This is a genomic window from Bradyrhizobium sp. JHI2711, assembly GCF_056156565.1.
Genome location: NZ_JBPZPT010000004.1, coordinates 149,540 through 165,618 on the forward strand (window position 1 = coordinate 149,540; position 16,079 = coordinate 165,618).

At 64.6% G+C, this 16,079-nt stretch carries 16 protein-coding genes; 7 read left to right on the plus strand and 9 right to left on the minus strand.

The genetic code is table 11. The features are described 5' to 3' along the window. Window positions 1-244 precede the first annotated feature (244 nt). Window positions 245-1,228: a Bug family tripartite tricarboxylate transporter substrate binding protein gene (locus tag ACTEK7_RS28170; protein WP_225147868.1), complete on the plus strand. Its 984-nt coding sequence runs from the start codon at window positions 245-247 to the stop codon at window positions 1,226-1,228. Between the two features lie 283 nt (window positions 1,229-1,511). Here ACTEK7_RS28170 and ACTEK7_RS28175 read toward each other — a convergent pair whose 3' ends face one another. Genes ACTEK7_RS28175 through ACTEK7_RS28190 form a run of 4 tightly spaced genes read right to left on the minus strand, consistent with a single transcriptional unit; the run spans window position 1,512 to window position 4,270 of the window. Then, on the minus strand, window positions 1,512-2,255 hold the full coding sequence (locus ACTEK7_RS28175) for an HAD family hydrolase (protein WP_225147867.1): 744 nt from the start codon (window positions 2,253-2,255) through the stop codon (window positions 1,512-1,514). Beyond that, window positions 2,252-3,139 carry an oxygen-dependent coproporphyrinogen oxidase gene (gene hemF / locus ACTEK7_RS28180; RefSeq protein ID WP_225147866.1) on the minus strand — a complete coding sequence of 296 codons (888 nt, stop codon included), beginning with the start codon at window positions 3,137-3,139 and terminating at the stop codon, window positions 2,252-2,254. The genes ACTEK7_RS28175 and hemF overlap by 4 nt, the downstream gene beginning before the upstream one ends. 20 nt (window positions 3,140-3,159) lie before the next feature. Next, a complete protein-coding gene (gene queE / locus ACTEK7_RS28185) occupies window positions 3,160-3,792 on the minus strand; it encodes a 7-carboxy-7-deazaguanine synthase (RefSeq protein WP_225147865.1) in 633 nt (210 codons plus the stop codon). 10 nt (window positions 3,793-3,802) lie between these two features. Beyond that, the gene (locus ACTEK7_RS28190; RefSeq protein WP_225147864.1) at window positions 3,803-4,270 is read right to left on the minus strand and encodes a tRNA (cytidine(34)-2'-O)-methyltransferase; all 468 of its coding nucleotides are present in this window, start codon (window positions 4,268-4,270) and stop codon (window positions 3,803-3,805) included. Between the two features lie 279 nt (window positions 4,271-4,549). Between ACTEK7_RS28190 and petA the strand changes: the two genes are divergently transcribed. The 6 genes from petA (at window position 4,550) to ACTEK7_RS28220 (ending at window position 11,325) form a co-directional block, all read left to right on the plus strand. Further along, window positions 4,550-5,080: a ubiquinol-cytochrome c reductase iron-sulfur subunit gene (gene petA / locus ACTEK7_RS28195; protein WP_036006265.1), complete on the plus strand. Its 531-nt coding sequence runs from the start codon at window positions 4,550-4,552 to the stop codon at window positions 5,078-5,080. A 62-nt stretch (window positions 5,081-5,142) separates the two neighbouring features. Beyond that, window positions 5,143-7,215, plus strand: coding sequence for a cytochrome b/c1 (fbcH, locus tag ACTEK7_RS28200; RefSeq protein ID WP_225147863.1), 2,073 nt, complete (start codon window positions 5,143-5,145; stop codon window positions 7,213-7,215). 253 nt (window positions 7,216-7,468) lie between these two features. Continuing rightward, window positions 7,469-8,143 carry a dienelactone hydrolase family protein gene (locus tag ACTEK7_RS28205; RefSeq protein WP_036006275.1) on the plus strand — a complete coding sequence of 225 codons (675 nt, stop codon included), beginning with the start codon at window positions 7,469-7,471 and terminating at the stop codon, window positions 8,141-8,143. A gap of 4 nt (window positions 8,144-8,147) precedes the next feature. Further along, a complete protein-coding gene (locus ACTEK7_RS28210; RefSeq protein ID WP_225147862.1) occupies window positions 8,148-8,309 on the plus strand; it encodes a hypothetical protein in 162 nt (53 codons plus the stop codon). 301 nt (window positions 8,310-8,610) lie between these two features. Further along, a complete protein-coding gene (locus ACTEK7_RS28215) occupies window positions 8,611-10,776 on the plus strand; it encodes an anthranilate synthase component I (RefSeq protein ID WP_225147861.1) in 2,166 nt (721 codons plus the stop codon). Between the two features lie 9 nt (window positions 10,777-10,785). Beyond that, window positions 10,786-11,325 (plus strand): adenine phosphoribosyltransferase, encoded by a 540-nt coding sequence (locus ACTEK7_RS28220; protein WP_036024845.1) that lies wholly within the window; start codon window positions 10,786-10,788, stop codon window positions 11,323-11,325. Between the two features lie 106 nt (window positions 11,326-11,431). Here ACTEK7_RS28220 and ACTEK7_RS28225 read toward each other — a convergent pair whose 3' ends face one another. The 5 genes from ACTEK7_RS28225 to ACTEK7_RS28245 all read right to left on the minus strand — a co-directional run bounded on the left by ACTEK7_RS28225 (window position 11,432) and on the right by ACTEK7_RS28245 (window position 16,039). After that, complete coding sequence (locus ACTEK7_RS28225) at window positions 11,432-12,100, minus strand: hypothetical protein (RefSeq protein WP_036006282.1); 669 nt, start codon at window positions 12,098-12,100, stop codon at window positions 11,432-11,434. Window positions 12,101-12,160: 60 nt separating this feature from the next. After that, window positions 12,161-12,913, minus strand: a complete 753-nt coding sequence (locus ACTEK7_RS28230; RefSeq protein ID WP_036024846.1) for a P-loop NTPase family protein — start codon at window positions 12,911-12,913, stop codon at window positions 12,161-12,163. Between the two features lie 208 nt (window positions 12,914-13,121). After that, entirely contained in the window at window positions 13,122-14,330 is a 1,209-nt protein-coding gene (locus tag ACTEK7_RS28235) for a M48 family metallopeptidase (RefSeq protein ID WP_225147860.1), read from the minus strand. Between the two features lie 32 nt (window positions 14,331-14,362). Continuing rightward, a complete protein-coding gene (locus tag ACTEK7_RS28240; RefSeq protein ID WP_036006288.1) occupies window positions 14,363-14,923 on the minus strand; it encodes a LemA family protein in 561 nt (186 codons plus the stop codon). Between the two features lie 138 nt (window positions 14,924-15,061). Next, the gene (locus ACTEK7_RS28245) at window positions 15,062-16,039 is read right to left on the minus strand and encodes a small ribosomal subunit Rsm22 family protein (protein WP_225147859.1); all 978 of its coding nucleotides are present in this window, start codon (window positions 16,037-16,039) and stop codon (window positions 15,062-15,064) included. Window positions 16,040-16,079: the final 40 nt, after the last annotated feature.

Here is a 16,079-nt window from a genome sequence, read left to right on the forward strand (position 1 = left end):
AGAAAGGCAAGCCGCTGCTGACGCTCAAGGTGAAGCGTGGGAGTTGAGACAACGCGTAGGCAAAACTCGACAACGCTTGGAAGAGCGAAGCGCCACCCCTCGGCAGGTTTGCACGCCGGCGATTTCACCGCGACAAAGCGCCTGTGATAAATAGTGGATCAATCAATACAATCTGAGCATCAATCGGGATGGCATGTGCACGTAAAATAGGCCCTCAGAAAAATGTCGCAACGGAGGATCGACAATGGGCAATGCAACTCTTTTATCGAAGATTCGATTTGGCGCAGCTGGCATCCTGCTTCTTGCCGCAACCTCGATGGCATACGCGGCCTGGCCGGAAAGGAATATCACCTTTATCGTTCCATTCCCGGCGGGAGGCTCGTCCGACATGGTCGCGCGAGCAATCGGACAGAAGGTCTCCGATACGCTGCGGCAGCCGGTGGTCGTCGAAAACCGGTCCGGCGCAACGGGCGCTCTTGGAGCAACAGCGGTGGCCCGGGCGCCAGCGGACGGATACACCGTTCTCGTCGGCTCGATCGGTGTCTATGCGACGAATCCATTTCTTCAGCCTAATCTGAAGTATGATCCTCTGAAGGACTTCGACCTTTTGACGGTCGCCGTGCGCGCACCGAACGTCCTGGTCGCCAACTTGAACTTTCCGGCAAACACCGTCGCCGAATTGGTGGAGCAACTGAAGAAGGCCCCCGGCAAGATCACTTTTGCAAGCTCGGGTGCGGGTTCGTCCGATCATCTCACGGCGGCGCTGTTCTGGCAGCGCACTGGGACGACCGGTCTCCACGTGCCGTATCGCGGCGGGGCGCCTGCCGTGAGTGATCTCCTCGCGGGGCATGTCAACGTATCGTTTCAAAACATCAACGCCGTCATCGGGCAAATTCAATCCAAGCAGCTCAAGGTTCTCGCCATCACCGGCGATGCCAGATCCCCTCTTTTGCCCGAAGTGCCTACCTTGAAGGAACTTGGGATTGAAGGTGTCGACGTCTTTTCGTGGCAGGCGGTGGCTGCTCCGAAGGGCCTTCCTGCCGACGTGAAAGCAAAATTGCATGGCGAGATCGTCGCGGCGCTGAAGGCACCGGACGTACGCAAACGAATGGAGGATATCGGCCTCGAAATCGTGGCTAACACCCCGGAGCAATTCCAGGAGTTTCTGGTCTCTGAGTTGGCCCGCTGGAAGCGGGTCATCGAGGCCGGCAATATCACCGTGGAATAGGTTGCCTTGGGCGTGCTCGCGGGAGCGCGACTAGAGCATGATCCGGAAAAGTGCGTAGCGGTTTTCCGAAAAGATCATGCTCAAACATAAGCTAAAGCGCGATGACGATTCATCCTGATGCCATCGCGCTCCAGGCTCGATCGCAACCCTCGCGACGATGCCACAATACCCCTGTTTTGCCCGACGGGTCAGAAATTTTTCGTAAAATCCGTAAGTCCTTGATTTTACAGCAGCGCGCTACTGTGCATGGGGTTGTTTTCGAGGTTTTGTTTTGGGCCCTCGATCATGCCCGGTCGGGCAGCAGCTCGCCGAGCGAGCGGATGATGCGGTCGGGCCTGACCGTCGAGCCCTCGGGCAGGCCCTCGCCATGCACGTCCATCCAGATCGCATAGATGCCGAGGCGCTGCGGCGTCACCACTTCCCATTCCAGATTGTCGCCGATCATCCAGGTGTCCTCAGCGGTGACGCCGAGCGCCTGCATCGCGTGCAGATAGGCGCGCTCCTCGGGCTTGCCGAAGCCGTGCTCGCCTTCGATCTGGATGTGGTCGAAGCGATGCGCCAGCTCGAAGCGTTCGATCTTGGCGCGCTGCATGTTGGCGGCGCCGTTGGTGACCAGCGCGAGCTTGATGCCGAGCGCCTTGAACTGGTCGATCGCCTCGTGCGCGCCGGGAAAGACGAACATCTCCTCCTCACGGTAGGCGGTGAAGCGGTCGGCGAGGCGAATGGCGAGGTCGTCGGGCAGGGCGCGGTGGCCTGCGGCCGCGAGCGCGGCGAAGCCGCCCTTCACCGTCAGGTGCCGCGCCTCGGCGAGCTTCATCCGCCACGCGGCTTCCGCACTGGCCCAGAAGTTTCGCGCGAAGGCCAGCACCGCGGTTGCGACCATCGGCGGCGGCAGCGGGGCGAGCTCCTCGGCGAATTCGGCCGTGATCGTGTTCCAGGCGATCTCGGGCCGGCCATAGGCCGACAGGATGGTGTCGTCCATGTCGATCAGCATGGCGCGGGGCAGCGGCGGCAGCACGGCGTTCATGGCCACTTCACCTCGGGCGGCAGCGACGACAGGATGGAGTCCACGTTGCCGCCGGTCTTCAGTCCGAAGATGGTGCCGCGGTCGTAGAGCAGGTTGAACTCGACGTAGCGGCCGCGGCGGATCAATTGCTCCTCGCGGTCCGCAGGCGTCCAGGTGCTCGCGAAGTTGCGCCGCACGATCTCGGGATAGATCTTCAGGAAGGCGCGGCCGACGTCCTGGGTGAAGGCGAGGTCGGCGTCCCAGTCGCCGCTGTCGTGCCAGTCGTAGAAGATGCCGCCGATGCCGCGCGCCTCTTTCCGGTGCGGCAGGTAGAAATACTCGTCGCACCATTTCTTGTACTTGTCGTAGTCGGCAACGCCGCTCGGCTGCACGCAGGCCTGTTTCATCGCGGCATGGAAGGCGATGCTGTCGGGATCGTCCTGCGTCCGCCTTCGCTCCAGCACCGGCGTCAGGTCGGCGCCGCCGCCGAACCAGGCCTTCGTGGTGACGACGAAGCGCGTGTTCATGTGCACGGCGGGGACGTTCGGATTGCGCATATGCGCGATCAGCGAGATGCCGGAGGCCCAGAATTTTGGATCCTCCGCCGCGCCGGGGATCTGGGCCCGGAATTCGGGTGCGAACTCGCCGTGCACCGTCGAACAGTGCACGCCGACCTTCTCGAACAGCCGGCCATGCATCATCGACATCACGCCGCCGCCGCCGGCCGCGCCGGAATGGTCGGTGCGCTGCCAAAGCGTGCGCTTGAAGCGGCCGACCTCGCCTGGATAGAGGTTTGGCGGCGCGTCATCCTCCAGCCGCTCGAAGCTCGCGCAGATGTCGTCGCGCAAGCGCTCGAACCAGGCGCGGGCGCGGGCCTTGCGGGCTTCGATCGTCGTCACGTCCATCTGCATTCGCGGGTCGCGTCCTATCTGATGCCGAGCGATTTGTGGGTCTGCACGCTGAGCCGCCATTGCGGATGGTGCAGGCAATAATCGATCGCGCGCGCGGTGTTCTCGATGACCTCAGGCCCGTCCATCGGCTGCAGCGAGAAGCGCTCGAAGGCGAGATCCTCAAATGCTTCGGGCATCGCCAAGGCCTGGGGATAGACCAGCTTCAGCTCGTGGCCCTGGCGCAGGACCAGGTCGCTGCCGCCCTTGGGGCTAACGCAGATCCAGTCGAGCCCATCAGGAGCTGCGATCGTGCCGTTGGTCTCGACGCCGATCTCGAAGCCTCTTTCGTGCAGCGCCTCGATCAGCGCGGCGTCGACCTGGAGCAGCGGCTCCCCGCCGGTCAGCACCACATAGCGGTTGGCGGCCGCCGCCGTCCATTGCGTGGCGATGGTATCGGCGAGTTCCGCGGCCGAGCCATAGCGCCCGCCGAGCGTGCCGTCGGTGCCGACGAAATCCGTGTCGCAGAACTTGCAGGTCGCATCCGCGCGGTCGGCCTCCCGCCCGCTCCAGAGGTTGCAGCCGGCAAAGCGGCAGAACACCGACGCGCGCCCGGCATGGGCGCCTTCGCCTTGCAGGGTCAGGAAGATCTCCTTGACCGCGTAACTCAAGCCTCTCTCCTCAATCTGTCAAACCTTGCGGGTTCCGGATCTGCCGCAGCGCCTCGCCGGCGGCCATGGCTACGCTCATGGCCACATTGAGCGACCGCAGCCCCGCCTTGATCGGGATCACCAGACGCGCATCGGCCGCCTCGACCACTGCATCGGTGACGCCGGCGCTCTCGCGCCCGAATAGCAGGATGTCCGAGCTCTGGTAATGAAAATCGCGGTAGTCGGTGGCGGCCTTGGTGGTGAACAGCAGCAGCCGGTGGCCCTGGCCTGCACGCCAGTCCTCGAATGTCGCCCAGGAGACGTGGCGGGCCAGCCTGACATGGTCGAGGTAATCCATTCCCGCCCGGCGGAACAGGCGGTCCGAGATGGGGAAGCCCGCCGGTTCGATGATATGGGCATCGAGCCCCAGGCAGGCGCAGAGGCGAAGAATCGTGCCGGTGTTCTGGGGGATGTCGGGCTGGAAAAGTGCGATCTGCATGGGCGGCGGCGAGTTGGCTTGCGGGCGCAAAATGTCTCAATAAAACATCGCCCGCCCGGGAATTCGTGCATTGCACGCTCCCACGCCGTTAGCGGGCTTGCGCTCGCCCGGCAAGGGTGCCAATAGAACGATTCTGGACTGCTGTTTCATCCGTTTAGAGGTGAACAAGCCAAGTTCTGCCGCCGCGGGGGGCCGCGGGTGCCGGCAGCCTTTCCGGGGACCTCTTGGGCGCCCCTCGGAGCGGTTCCACCGGTAGCGCAAGAAGAAAGGGTTGGAATCGTGACGACAGCGTCTTCGGCGGACCATCCGACACGCCGTGATTTCTTATTCGTTGCAACAGGGGCATTTGCAGCAGTAGGGGGCGCGGCTGCGCTCTGGCCCTTCATCTCCCAAATGAATCCGGATGCCTCGACCATCGCCGCCGGTGCGCCGATCGAGGTCGATCTCAGCCCGATCGCGGAAGGCCAGGACATCAAGGTGTTCTGGCGCGGCAAGCCGATCTACATCAGTCACCGCACCAAGAAGCAGATCGACGAGGCGCGCGCCGTCAACGTGGCGAGCCTACCGGATCCGCAGACCGACGAGGCCCGGGTCAAGTCGGGCCACGAGCAGTGGCTGGTCGTGATCGGCATCTGCACCCATCTCGGCTGTATCCCGATCGCTCATGAAGGCAGCTACGACGGGTTCTTCTGCCCCTGCCATGGTTCGGTCTACGATACGTCCGGCCGCATCCGCCAGGGCCCAGCGCCCACGAACCTGGCCGTGCCGCCGTACCAGTTCGTTTCCGACACCAAAATCCAGATCGGCTGAGCTTCGGACTCAAGTCCGAAGCTTCGCGCCGTCTCGTCGTACTATTTCCTCAGGATCGCATCATGAGCGGACCATCCGACTACCAGCCGAGCAATCCGGCCCTGCAATGGATCGAGCGGCGCCTGCCGATTTTTGGTCTCATCCATTCCTCCTTCGTCGCCTATCCCACCCCGCGCAACCTGAACTATTGGTGGACCTTCGGCGCCATTCTTTCCTTCATGCTCGGAATGCAGATCCTGACCGGCGTGATCCTGGCGATGCACTACACGCCGAACGCCGATCTCGCCTTCAAGTCGGTCGAGCTGATCGTCCGTGACGTGAACTACGGCTGGCTGCTGCGCAACATGCACGCGGTCGGCGCCTCGATGTTCTTCGTCGCCGTCTACGTCCACATGTTCCGCGGTCTGTACTACGGGTCGTACAAGGAGCCGCGTGAGGTGCTGTGGATCCTCGGCGTCATCATCTACCTCCTGATGATGGCGACCGGCTTCATGGGCTACGTGCTGCCCTGGGGCCAGATGAGCTTCTGGGGCGCCACCGTCATCACCAATTTGTTCTCGGCCGTTCCCTATGTCGGCGAGAGCATCGTGACGCTGCTCTGGGGCGGCTATGCAGTCGGCAACCCGACGCTGAACCGCTTCTTCTCGCTGCACTATCTCTTGCCGTTCGTGATCGCAGGCGTCGTCGTGCTCCACGTCTGGGCGCTGCACGTCGCCGGCCAGAACAACCCTGATGGCGTCGAGCCGAAGACGGAAAAGGACACGGTGCCGTTCACGCCGCATGCGACCATCAAGGACATGTTCGGCGTCGCCTGCTTCCTGCTGCTGTACGCTTGGTTCATCTTCTACATGCCGAACTATCTCGGCGACGCCGACAACTACATTCCCGCGAACCCGGGCGTGACGCCGCCGCACATCGTGCCGGAATGGTATTACCTGCCGTTCTACGCGATCCTGCGCTCGATTCCAGACAAGCTCGCGGGCGTCATCGCGATGTTCGGGGCGATCATCATCCTGTGCTTCCTGCCCTGGCTCGACACCGCAAAGACCAAGTCCTCGAAGTACCGTCCGCTCGCCAAGCAGTTCTTCTGGATCTTCGTCGCGGTCTGCATCCTGCTCGGCTATCTCGGCGCACAGCCGCCGGAAGGCATCTACGTCATCGCCGGCCGCATCCTGACGTTCTGCTACTTCGCCTACTTCCTGATCGTGCTGCCGCTGCTCGCGCGCATCGAGAAGCCGCGGCCGGTGCCGAACTCGATCTCGGATGCCGTGCTGGCCAAGACCGGCAGCCGGTCGACGCCGATGGTCTCGACCGCGATCGTGCTGGCGCTCGCCGGCTCGCTGTTCGCGGGCTCGATCGACAGCGCGAAAGCGGCCGAAGGCAGCGATAAGCCGCCAGGCAACAACTGGTCGTTCTCGGGCCCTTTCGGTAAGTTCGATCGCGGCGCGCTGCAGCGCGGCCTCAAGGTCTACAAGGAGGTCTGCGCCAGTTGCCACGGTCTGTCCTTCGTCGCCTTCCGTAACCTCGCCGAGCCCGGCGGGCCCGGCTATTCGGTGGCGCAAGCCGCGGCGTTTGCATCCGAGTACAAGGTCAAGGACGGCCCGAACGATGCGGGGGACATGTTCGAGCGCCCGGGCCGGCCGGCGGACTATTTCCCCTCGCCGTTCGCGAACGAGCAGGCCGCGCGTGCCGCGAACGGCGGTGCGGCGCCGCCGGACCTGTCCCTGATCACCAAGGCGCGCTCCTACAAGCGCGGCTTCCCCTGGTTCATCTTCGACGTCTTCACCCAGTACCAGGAGCAGGGGCCTGACTACGTCGCCGCGCTGCTCCAGGGCTATGAGGACAAGGTGCCGGAGGGCGTCACTCTCCCGGAGGGCTCGTACTTCAACAGGTATTTCCCGGGCCACGCCATCAAAATGCCGAAGCCGGTCAGCGACGGCCAGGTGACCTATGACGACGGCTCGCCGACTACGGTCGCGCAGTACGCCAAAGACGTCACCACCTTCCTGATGTGGACCGCCGAACCGCACATGGAAGCGCGCAAGCGCCTCGGCTTCCAGGTCTTCGTGTTCCTGATCATCTTCGCGGGCCTGATGTACTTCACCAAGAAGAAGGTCTGGGCCGCCTCGCACTGAGCGGCGAAGGACGTGAAATGCAAAAGCCCCCGAAAGGGGGCTTTTTTGTTGGTACCGTGTCCCGGACGCGCGAAGCGCGAGCCGGGACACGGATCAGCAATGCATCGCCGCACTGGACGATGCTGCGCATCGCCAGGGGCGCGCTGCATTTCATCCGGGGCACGAGAGTGTGTTGCTCGGCACGATTGCCTATCGCCCTCCCACCCGCCAAAATGCCGCCAACCGATCCCCCAGAAACTCACCGGAGGACACCATGGGAACCAGCATCACCTTCAAGCGCCCGGACGGTAAGGACGCCTCGGGCTATCTCGCCAATGCCGGGCGCGGCAATGCGCCGGGCGTCGTCGTGATCCAGGAATGGTGGGGCCTGTCCGATCAGATCAAGGGCCTGTGCGACCGCTTCGCGCTAGCCGGCTTCGACGCGCTGGCGCCCGATCTCTACAAGGGCAAGGTGGTGCCGTATCACGACACGGACAGCGCCAACAAGGAGATGAATTCGCTCGACTTCATGGACGCCACCACGCAGACCGTGCGCGGCGCCACGCAATATCTGTCGCGCAACGGTGCCAAGGTCGGGCTGACCGGCTTCTGCCTCGGCGGCGCCGTGACCATCATCGGCGCGACCAAAATCCCGGAGCTCGCGGCCGGCGTCGTGTTCTACGGCATCCCGCCCGAGCAGGCGGCCAAGCCCGCCGACGTCAAGATCCCGCTCCAGGCCCATTTCGCCAACAAGGACGATTGGTGCACACCAGAGCTGGTGGGCGGCTTCGAGAAGGCCATGAAGGCCGCCGGCAAGTCGCTGGAGCTGTTCCGCTATGACGCCGAGCACGCCTTCGTCAACGAGCAGCGCCAGGCCGTGCACGACCGCGAAGCCGCCGAGCTCGCCTGGGGCCGAGCGACGGAGTTTTTCAGGAAGCATCTGGGGTAGGAGCGTGAAGGACAAATCTGAAGCCGATGCGCAGTCGAAGCGTGAGGCCTTCAAGATCCCGGAGGACCATCGCGCTGCCGTTCTTGAGGGGCTCCGCGAGGCCGATCGAGCCGAGTACGCGACCGATGCAGACATGGCCGCGCTTTGGAAGCGGTGCGGCCTCTAGTCCGTAGCCCGGATGGAGCGAAGCGGAATCCGGGGACTTTCCGATTGTGGACGAACCCCGGATTGCGCTGCGCTCCATCCGGGCTACCGCCTTGCCGCACCCTTGACGCCGCCCCCGTGCCATGGTGAGTATCCGCCCATGAGCACCGCCGTCCGCCCAGCCCGTCTTTGGTGGCGCACCTCCTAAAGAGGTGACCGGTGCGATTTCATTTCTCAAAATCGTCTGAGGTCGCCACGCAGTGCGGCGGCCTGATCGTTTGTCCTGTGTGGCGTTTCCTCGACAAGTTTCGTAAGAGGACGACATGAACAGGACAGTCTTTGCCCTCCCGGCTCGAAGCGACTACGTGACCCGCGCGGGGCTTGCGATCACGCGTGTGGCCGAGCAGTTCACCGGCGGCGCCAACCGGCTCGACGACCTGATCAACCTGCTCGACCGCCGCCGCGGCGTGGTGCTGTCCTCGGGCACGACCGTGCCCGGCCGCTACGAGAGCTTCGATCTCGGCTTCTCCGACCCGCCGCTCAAGCTCGAGACAGTTGGCGTCAATTTCAAGCTGGAAGCGCTGAACGCGCGCGGAGAGGTGCTGATCGCCTTCCTCGGCGATGTTCTGCGCGAACCCTGTGTCGTCATCTCCGAGAGAACGGCGAGCCGCCTTGCCGGCCACATCATCCGCGGTGATGCGCCGGTCGAGGAGGACCAGCGCACGCGGCGTGCCAGCGTGATGTCGCTGGTGCGCGATCTCGTCGCCGCCTTCTCCGCCAGTGATGACGGCCTGCTCGGCCTGTTCGGCGCCTTTGCCTACGACCTCGTCTTCCAGATCGAGGACCTCGTGCAGAAGCGCCCGCGCGAGGCCGACCAGCGAGACATCGTGCTCTACGTGCCCGATCGTCTGCTTGCTTATGATCGTGCCACCGGCCGCGGCGTCGTGCTCTCTTACGATTTCGCCTGGAAGGGCAAGTCGACCGAAGGCCTGCCGCGCGAGACCGCCGACAGCCCCTATCTGAAGACGCCGCGTCAGGGCTTTGCCGATCACGCGCCGGGCGAATATCAGGCCACGGTCGAGACAGCGCGCGCCGCCTTTGCCCGCGGCGATCTGTTCGAGGCCGTGCCCGGCCAGCTGTTCGCCGAGCCCTGCGACCGCTCGCCGGCCGAAGTGTTCCAGCGCCTCTGCGTCATCAACCCGTCGCCCTATGGTGCGCTGATGAATCTCGGCGAGGGCGAGTTTCTCGTCTCGGCTTCGCCCGAAATGTTCGTGCGCTCGGACGGCCGCCGCGTCGAGACCTGCCCGATCTCGGGCACGATCGCGCGCGGCCTTGATGCGATCGGCGATGCCGAGCAGATCCGCCAGCTGCTGAACTCGGAGAAGGACGAGTTCGAGCTCAACATGTGCACCGACGTCGACCGCAACGACAAGGCGCGCGTCTGCGTGCCCGGCACGATCAAGGTCCTGGCGCGCCGCCAGATCGAGACTTACTCAAAGCTGTTCCACACCGTTGATCACGTCGAGGGCATGTTGCGCCCCGGCTTCGATGCGCTCGATGCCTTCCTCACCCACGCCTGGGCTGTCACCGTCACCGGCGCGCCAAAGCTGTGGGCGATGCAGTTCGTCGAGGACCACGAGCGCTCGCCGCGGCGCTGGTATGCCGGCGCGATCGGCGCGGTGAATTTCGACGGCAGCATTAACACCGGCCTCACCATCCGCACCATCCGCATGAAGGATGGCCTCGCCGAAGTGCGCGTCGGCGCCACCTGCCTGTTCGATTCAGACCCCGCCGCAGAAGACCGCGAGTGCCAGGTCAAGGCGGCCGCGCTGTTCCAGGCGCTGCGCGGCGATCCGCCGAAGCCGCTCTCGACCTTTGCGCCTGATGCCACCGGCTCGGGCAAGCAGGTGCTGCTGATCGACCATGACGACAGCTTCGTCCACATGCTCGCCGATTATTTCCGCCAGGTCGGCGCCAGCGTCACCGTGGTCCGCTATGTGCATGCGCTCGACATGCTCAAGCAGAAGAGGTGGGACTTGCTGGTGCTGTCGCCCGGCCCCGGGCGCCCTGAGGATTTCGGGATCAAGACGACGATCGATGCGGCGCTGGAGAAGAAGCTGCCGGTGTTCGGCGTCTGCCTCGGCGTGCAGGCGATCGGCGAATATTTCGGCGGCGAGCTCGGCCAGCTCACCCATCCCGCCCACGGCCGGCCCTCGCGGGTGCAGGTGCGCGGCGGACGGCTGATGCGCAATTTGCCGAACGAGATCGTCATCGGCCGCTATCACTCGCTCTATGTCGAGCGCGACAGCATGCCGGAGGTGCTCAGCGTCACCGCCAGCACCGAGGACGGCGTCGCCATGGCGCTGGAGCACAAGACCCTGCCGGTCGCCGGCGTGCAATTCCACCCGGAATCGCTGATGTCGCTCGGCGGCGAGGTGGGGCTACGTATTGTCGAAAACGCGTTCCGGCTGGATGCGCCGGTCAATTGAGAGGCACGAATGACTTTTGACCACGACATCAAGGCCAGCGTCCGCACCATCCCGGATTATCCCAAGCCCGGCATCATGTTCCGCGACATCACCACCCTGCTCGCGGATGCGCGCGCGTTCCGCCGAGCCGTGGACGAGCTCGTCAACCCCTGGGCCGGCAACAAGATCGACAAGGTCGCCGGCATGGAGGCGCGCGGCTTCATCATCGGCGGCGCGGTGGCGCATCAGCTCTCGGCGGGCTTCGTGCCGATCCGCAAGAAGGGCAAGCTGCCGCATACCACGGTGCGCATCGCCTATTCGCTCGAATACGGCATCGACGAGATGGAGATGCATGTCGACGCGGTCGCACCCGGCGAGCGCGTGATCCTGGTCGACGATCTCATCGCCACCGGCGGCACCGCGGAAGGCGCGGTCAAGCTGCTGCGCCAGATCGGCGCCAACGTGGTTGCCGCCTGCTTCATCGTCGACCTGCCCGAGCTCGGCGGCGCCGCCAAGCTGCGCGCCATGGACGTGCCCGTGCGCACGCTGATGTCGTTCGAGGGGCACTGAGCGTCAACGAGGCAGAACAAGCTTCGGGGGCGGTGTGTGGGCCAAGGACGCGGTTCACCTCTCCCCGCTGGGGAGAGGTGAACACCGAGCTTCCCGATCGAATGCTTCACGACCGCTGCAATATCAGGCTGAGCTCGAGCTCCCGGAAGGCGATGTAGTTGCGCCGGGTCCATTGGTGCAGCTCGGTCGAAGAGTCCTTCTCCTGGCGCAGATAGCCCGTGAAGGAGAAATTCAGCCGGTCGATATAAGTCTTGAGGAAACCGGGCAGCGCGGGAAGGCGGAACAGCCGGCCGCCTCCCATTGCCGGCGGCAGCTCGCCGCGGACGACATATTCGTTGTCCACCGTGACCAGGTTCATCCGCGGGATCCGCCCACGCAGCATCTCGTGGGCGCGGGCCGAGACGCGGTCGGTGTCGGCCACGAACAGGATCATCGGCGCAACGTGGCGCCGCGCCGCCTCCTTCAGCAAGCCGATCTCGTCGGTCATCTTGAAGAACTCGTCGAAGGCGTGGAAGCCGAGGTCGATCACCTTGGCAAGTCCGTCATCGACGATGACGCGGTCCATCAGCTGCATCTTGCCGAAGGTGTCGATCACGTCGGCGGTCTCGGTCACCTTCGGCAGGTAATCGAGCAGCGACGGCTCCTTCAGATTGACGTCGAAGGCCGCGACGTTGCCATTCTTGAGCAGCAGGAATTCGCTCAAAAGCCGCGCCAGCAAGGTCTTGCCGACCTGCGGGCGGGGCGAGCAGATGATGTAGACGGGTGTCGCGGGCATCGCCAGCTATATCAGGCCAACTCACCGCCCAATCCAGCCGTATCAGCCCGGCTTGCGCAACTATTTTTCGCTGTTGCGGGTGGCGGATTTCGACCCGACGATGTCGGTCAGGCGGATGCGGTCGTATTCGCTCCAGACATTGGCCAGCCAGTGCCGGACATAACCGCGCAGCACGAAGGAATAGTTCGCGGCCTCGTCGCTGATGCCCTTGTTGGCCACGAATTTCAGGAACGGGACGGAGGACACCTCGACCTGCTCATAGGCCATTTCGTTGAGCTTGGGGATGGTCAGCTCGGTCGCGTCCTTGATGCGGTGGAAGTAGGAATTATAGGTCGCCTGGTCCCACTGGAAGAACTGGGTGTCGTTGATGAAGTTCTTCACCAGGAAATATTTCGCGCCCCCCATGAAGCCTGCGGTCTCTGCGATCTCCTCCAGCGAGGCGATCGAGGGTCCGAGGATGTGGAACACGGCGAAGGTGATCTGGCCGGCCTTGGCGGCGTCGAGGAAGCCGATGTCGCGCAGCGAGGCCAGCGCCGGCGAAAGCAGGCCGGCGCGGACGTCGATCACGGTGACCGAAGGGCTGACAGCGTTGAGCGTGTCGAAGATCTTCATCTGATCGGCCGTCGTCGTCATGTCGACGATCTCGGTGATGTCGGGGTGGAAGCGCTTCAGGGTTCCGCGCGGCGACTCCGTGTCGAACGCCCGCGTCGGCACGTTGTTGGCCGAGAAATAATCGAGCAGGGTGCGCGATACCGTGGTCTTGCCGACCCCGCCCTTGTCCGCGCCCACCACAACCACTGCCGGCTTTGCCATTGCTGTCCCCTAACGCGCGCCCCCGATCGCGAGGTCGCAATCGGCCGGGCCCCAAATCGATGTCCCGAAAGACGTCCCGAGTCTGCTGTTGGGCGCGAACATGGCAGAAACAAGGGAGAATTCAATTCCTCGCGCTCCACTTACGGCAATTCCCGAGGATTTTCCCGATTGCCGGGAAACCCGGCGCATGAAGCGGCAAATCACGCCGTCAGTGACGGCCCCACGGTCCCATCGGATTGGCTGCCGGGGCTCCAGAGGGACTGGGCGCGGGAACGGGCGGCGGGCTGGCGGGACCGGCCGCATCGCTCCACGGCCCCTGCGAGAGCGGCGGCGGCCCGTCCTGTGCGCCGGCATGTTCGGTCTCGAGTTGTTCCGTCTCTTCGGCGGGGTCCGGCAGCGGGCCTGGATCGCGCCCGCCGGCGAACTTGACCAGCGCGTCGATCCGGGACTGCACGGAAGGATGGGTCGCGAACAGGTCGGCAAAGCCCTCGCGCGGATTGTCGACGCAGAGCTCCATCACGGCCGAGGTCGCGCCGGGAAGCTCGCCGCGGCCCTCGATCTTGCGCAGCGCCGAGATCATGGCGTCGGGGTCTTTCGTCAGCTCGACCGAACCGGCGTCGGCGAGATATTCGCGCGACCGCGACAGTGCGAGTTTCACCACCTGCGACAGCAGCCAGGCCAGCACGATCAGCACGATGGCGATGATGATGACGATGATCGCGCCGCCGCCGGAGCTCTTGCTGTCGCTCGATGACGAGGACGACCGCGACGACGAGGAGGAGCCCGAGGACGAGGAGCCGCCGGAGCTCCAGTTCAGATTCGTGAACAGGCGGAAGAACAATTCGCCGAAGAAGCCGACCACGCCGGCGATGATGACGGCGACCACCATGAGCTGCACATCGCCGTTCTTGATGTGGGTCAGCTCGTGGCCGAGCACGGCCTCGATCTCCTTGTCGTTGAGCGCATCGAGGAGACCCGTGGTGACCGTGATGGAATATTGCCGCGGATTGAGGCCGGTCGCGAAGGCGTTCAGCGCCGGGCTCTCCATGATCTTCAGCTTCGGCATGGTGAGGCCGCGCGAGATGCAGAGGTTCTCGAGCAGATTGTAGAGCCGCGGCTGTTCCTGCCGGGTGACGCTGTGGCCGCCGGTCACGGCATCGATCATCGACTGGTGAAAGAAATAGGCGATCACGATCCAGACCGCCGCCACGACCGTTGCAATCGGCGCGGCCTTGAGCAGGTCCGAGAAGGCGTGTCTCAGATAGTACGCGGCGGTCTCACTGTCGTCGATGAACACCTCGGCCACCAGCGCGCCGGCATAGACCAGCACATAGACCAGCGCGAACAGGCCGGCGAGCAGCAGCATCGAACGAAGCTTGTTCGAGGCGATGTGCGTGTAGAGACCATACGCGGCCATGACGCGATGCCCTGCCGGCCTATCGGCTCAAATCAGAACTTCACCTGCGGCACGGTCTCGACCTCGGTGCGGCTGGCGCCGAGATCGAAGAAGTCCTTTTTGGTGAAGCCGAACATGCCCGCGAACAGAGCTGCGGGCAGCTGCTGGATGCCGGTATTGTATTCCTGCACCGCGTTGTTGAAGAAGCGGCGGCTCGCCGCGATCTTGTTTTCGAGGTCGGAGAGCTCGGACGCGAGCTGCTGGAAATTGGCGTTGGCCTTGAGGTCGGGATAGGCCTCCGACAGCGCGATCAGCCGGCCGAGCGCGCCGGAGAGCTGGTTCTCGGCCGCGGACACCTGCGCCGGGCCCTGTGCCGACATCGCCGAATTGCGCGCCTTGATGACGTCGTCGAGCGTGCCGCGCTCGTGCGAGGCGTAGCCCTTCACCGTCTCGACCAGGTTCGGGATCAGGTCGTGACGCTGCTTGAGCTGCACGTCGATGTCGGCAAAGGCCTGGCCGACACGCTGGCTCAGCGCCACCAGGCGGTTGTAGGCGCTGAAAGCGATCAGCGCGAGGACGACGATGACGCCGAGAACGATCCAGCCGGTCGACATGGAGAACTCCTGAAGAGGGAAGAAGGCGGGCGCTAGGGTAGACGAAATTAACGCAGGATGAGAGCCCGGCGCGGAGGGAAGGTAAGACTTGGTCGGATCAGGAACGGCCCGAGTTCAAGGTAGGCACGGCCAGCGAAATTAACTTTCGGACATGACGGCATCGCCCCAGCGCCAGCGCCGGGCCTCGGCATAGGCCGCCTTGTCCCGCCGCGGGACGTTTGCCGGCGCAACCCCAGCCTCCGTGCAAAGCTTGGCCGCGATCTCGGCCTTGCCGACGTCCGGCGGTGCCAGCACGCGCGCGGCGCGGCTCGCGGGCGGGGTGCGGGTCAGGGCGACGTAGATGAAGCGCTCGTCCTCGAACGGGACCTCGGCGCCCTTGATCTGCCGGTGCGCCTGCGACCGGGGCAGGCGCTGGCTGAAATGGCACCAGTCGGGCGCGATGAGCGGGCACGGCCTTTCGTGCGGGCAGGGCGCGGTGACGAAGGCGCCAGCTGCGATCAGCTGCTGGCGCAGGGCGAGGATGCGGGCATAGCCAGCGGGCGTGCCGGGCTCGATCACCACCAGCGCGTGGCGCGCCTTGGCCCACATGGCCTCGGTCAGCTTGCGCTGATCGGCCTCGCTGAGCTCGTCGATGATGTAGCTGGCGATGACGAAATCGGCCTGTGAGACCTCGGCGAGGTTGCCGCCGGCATCGCCGGGCAGATAACGGCACTCCGCCAATCGCGAGCTGCCGTGTGCCAGTTCGAGCGCGAGCCGGCTCAGCGTGGCGTTGGCATCGAGCAGGGTAAAATCCTGTAGCGACGGAAAGGCTTCCGCGGCGGCCCAGCTGGCGGTGCCCGGACCGGCGCCGACGTCGAGCAATGTTTCGGGGGCGAGATCAGGCGCGATCTCGGTGAGCGCATTGAGGCTGGCCGCCACCGCCGCGTAGGTCGCGGGCATGCGCGCCAGCGCATAAGCGAGCGCATCTGCGTCCGACTTGATCGTGCCGGAGGTGCCGCCGGCGCGATACGTAGTCGAGATCCTCTGCGAGCGCCGGGCCGCGTCGCTGCGAGACAAGCCCTGTAGCTTGCCGTCGAGGGCGGCTTTCAGTTCGGCGGGAAGGGTGGGGGAGATCATCAGCAACCCCACGTCATTCCGGGGCTCGCGAAGCGAGAAC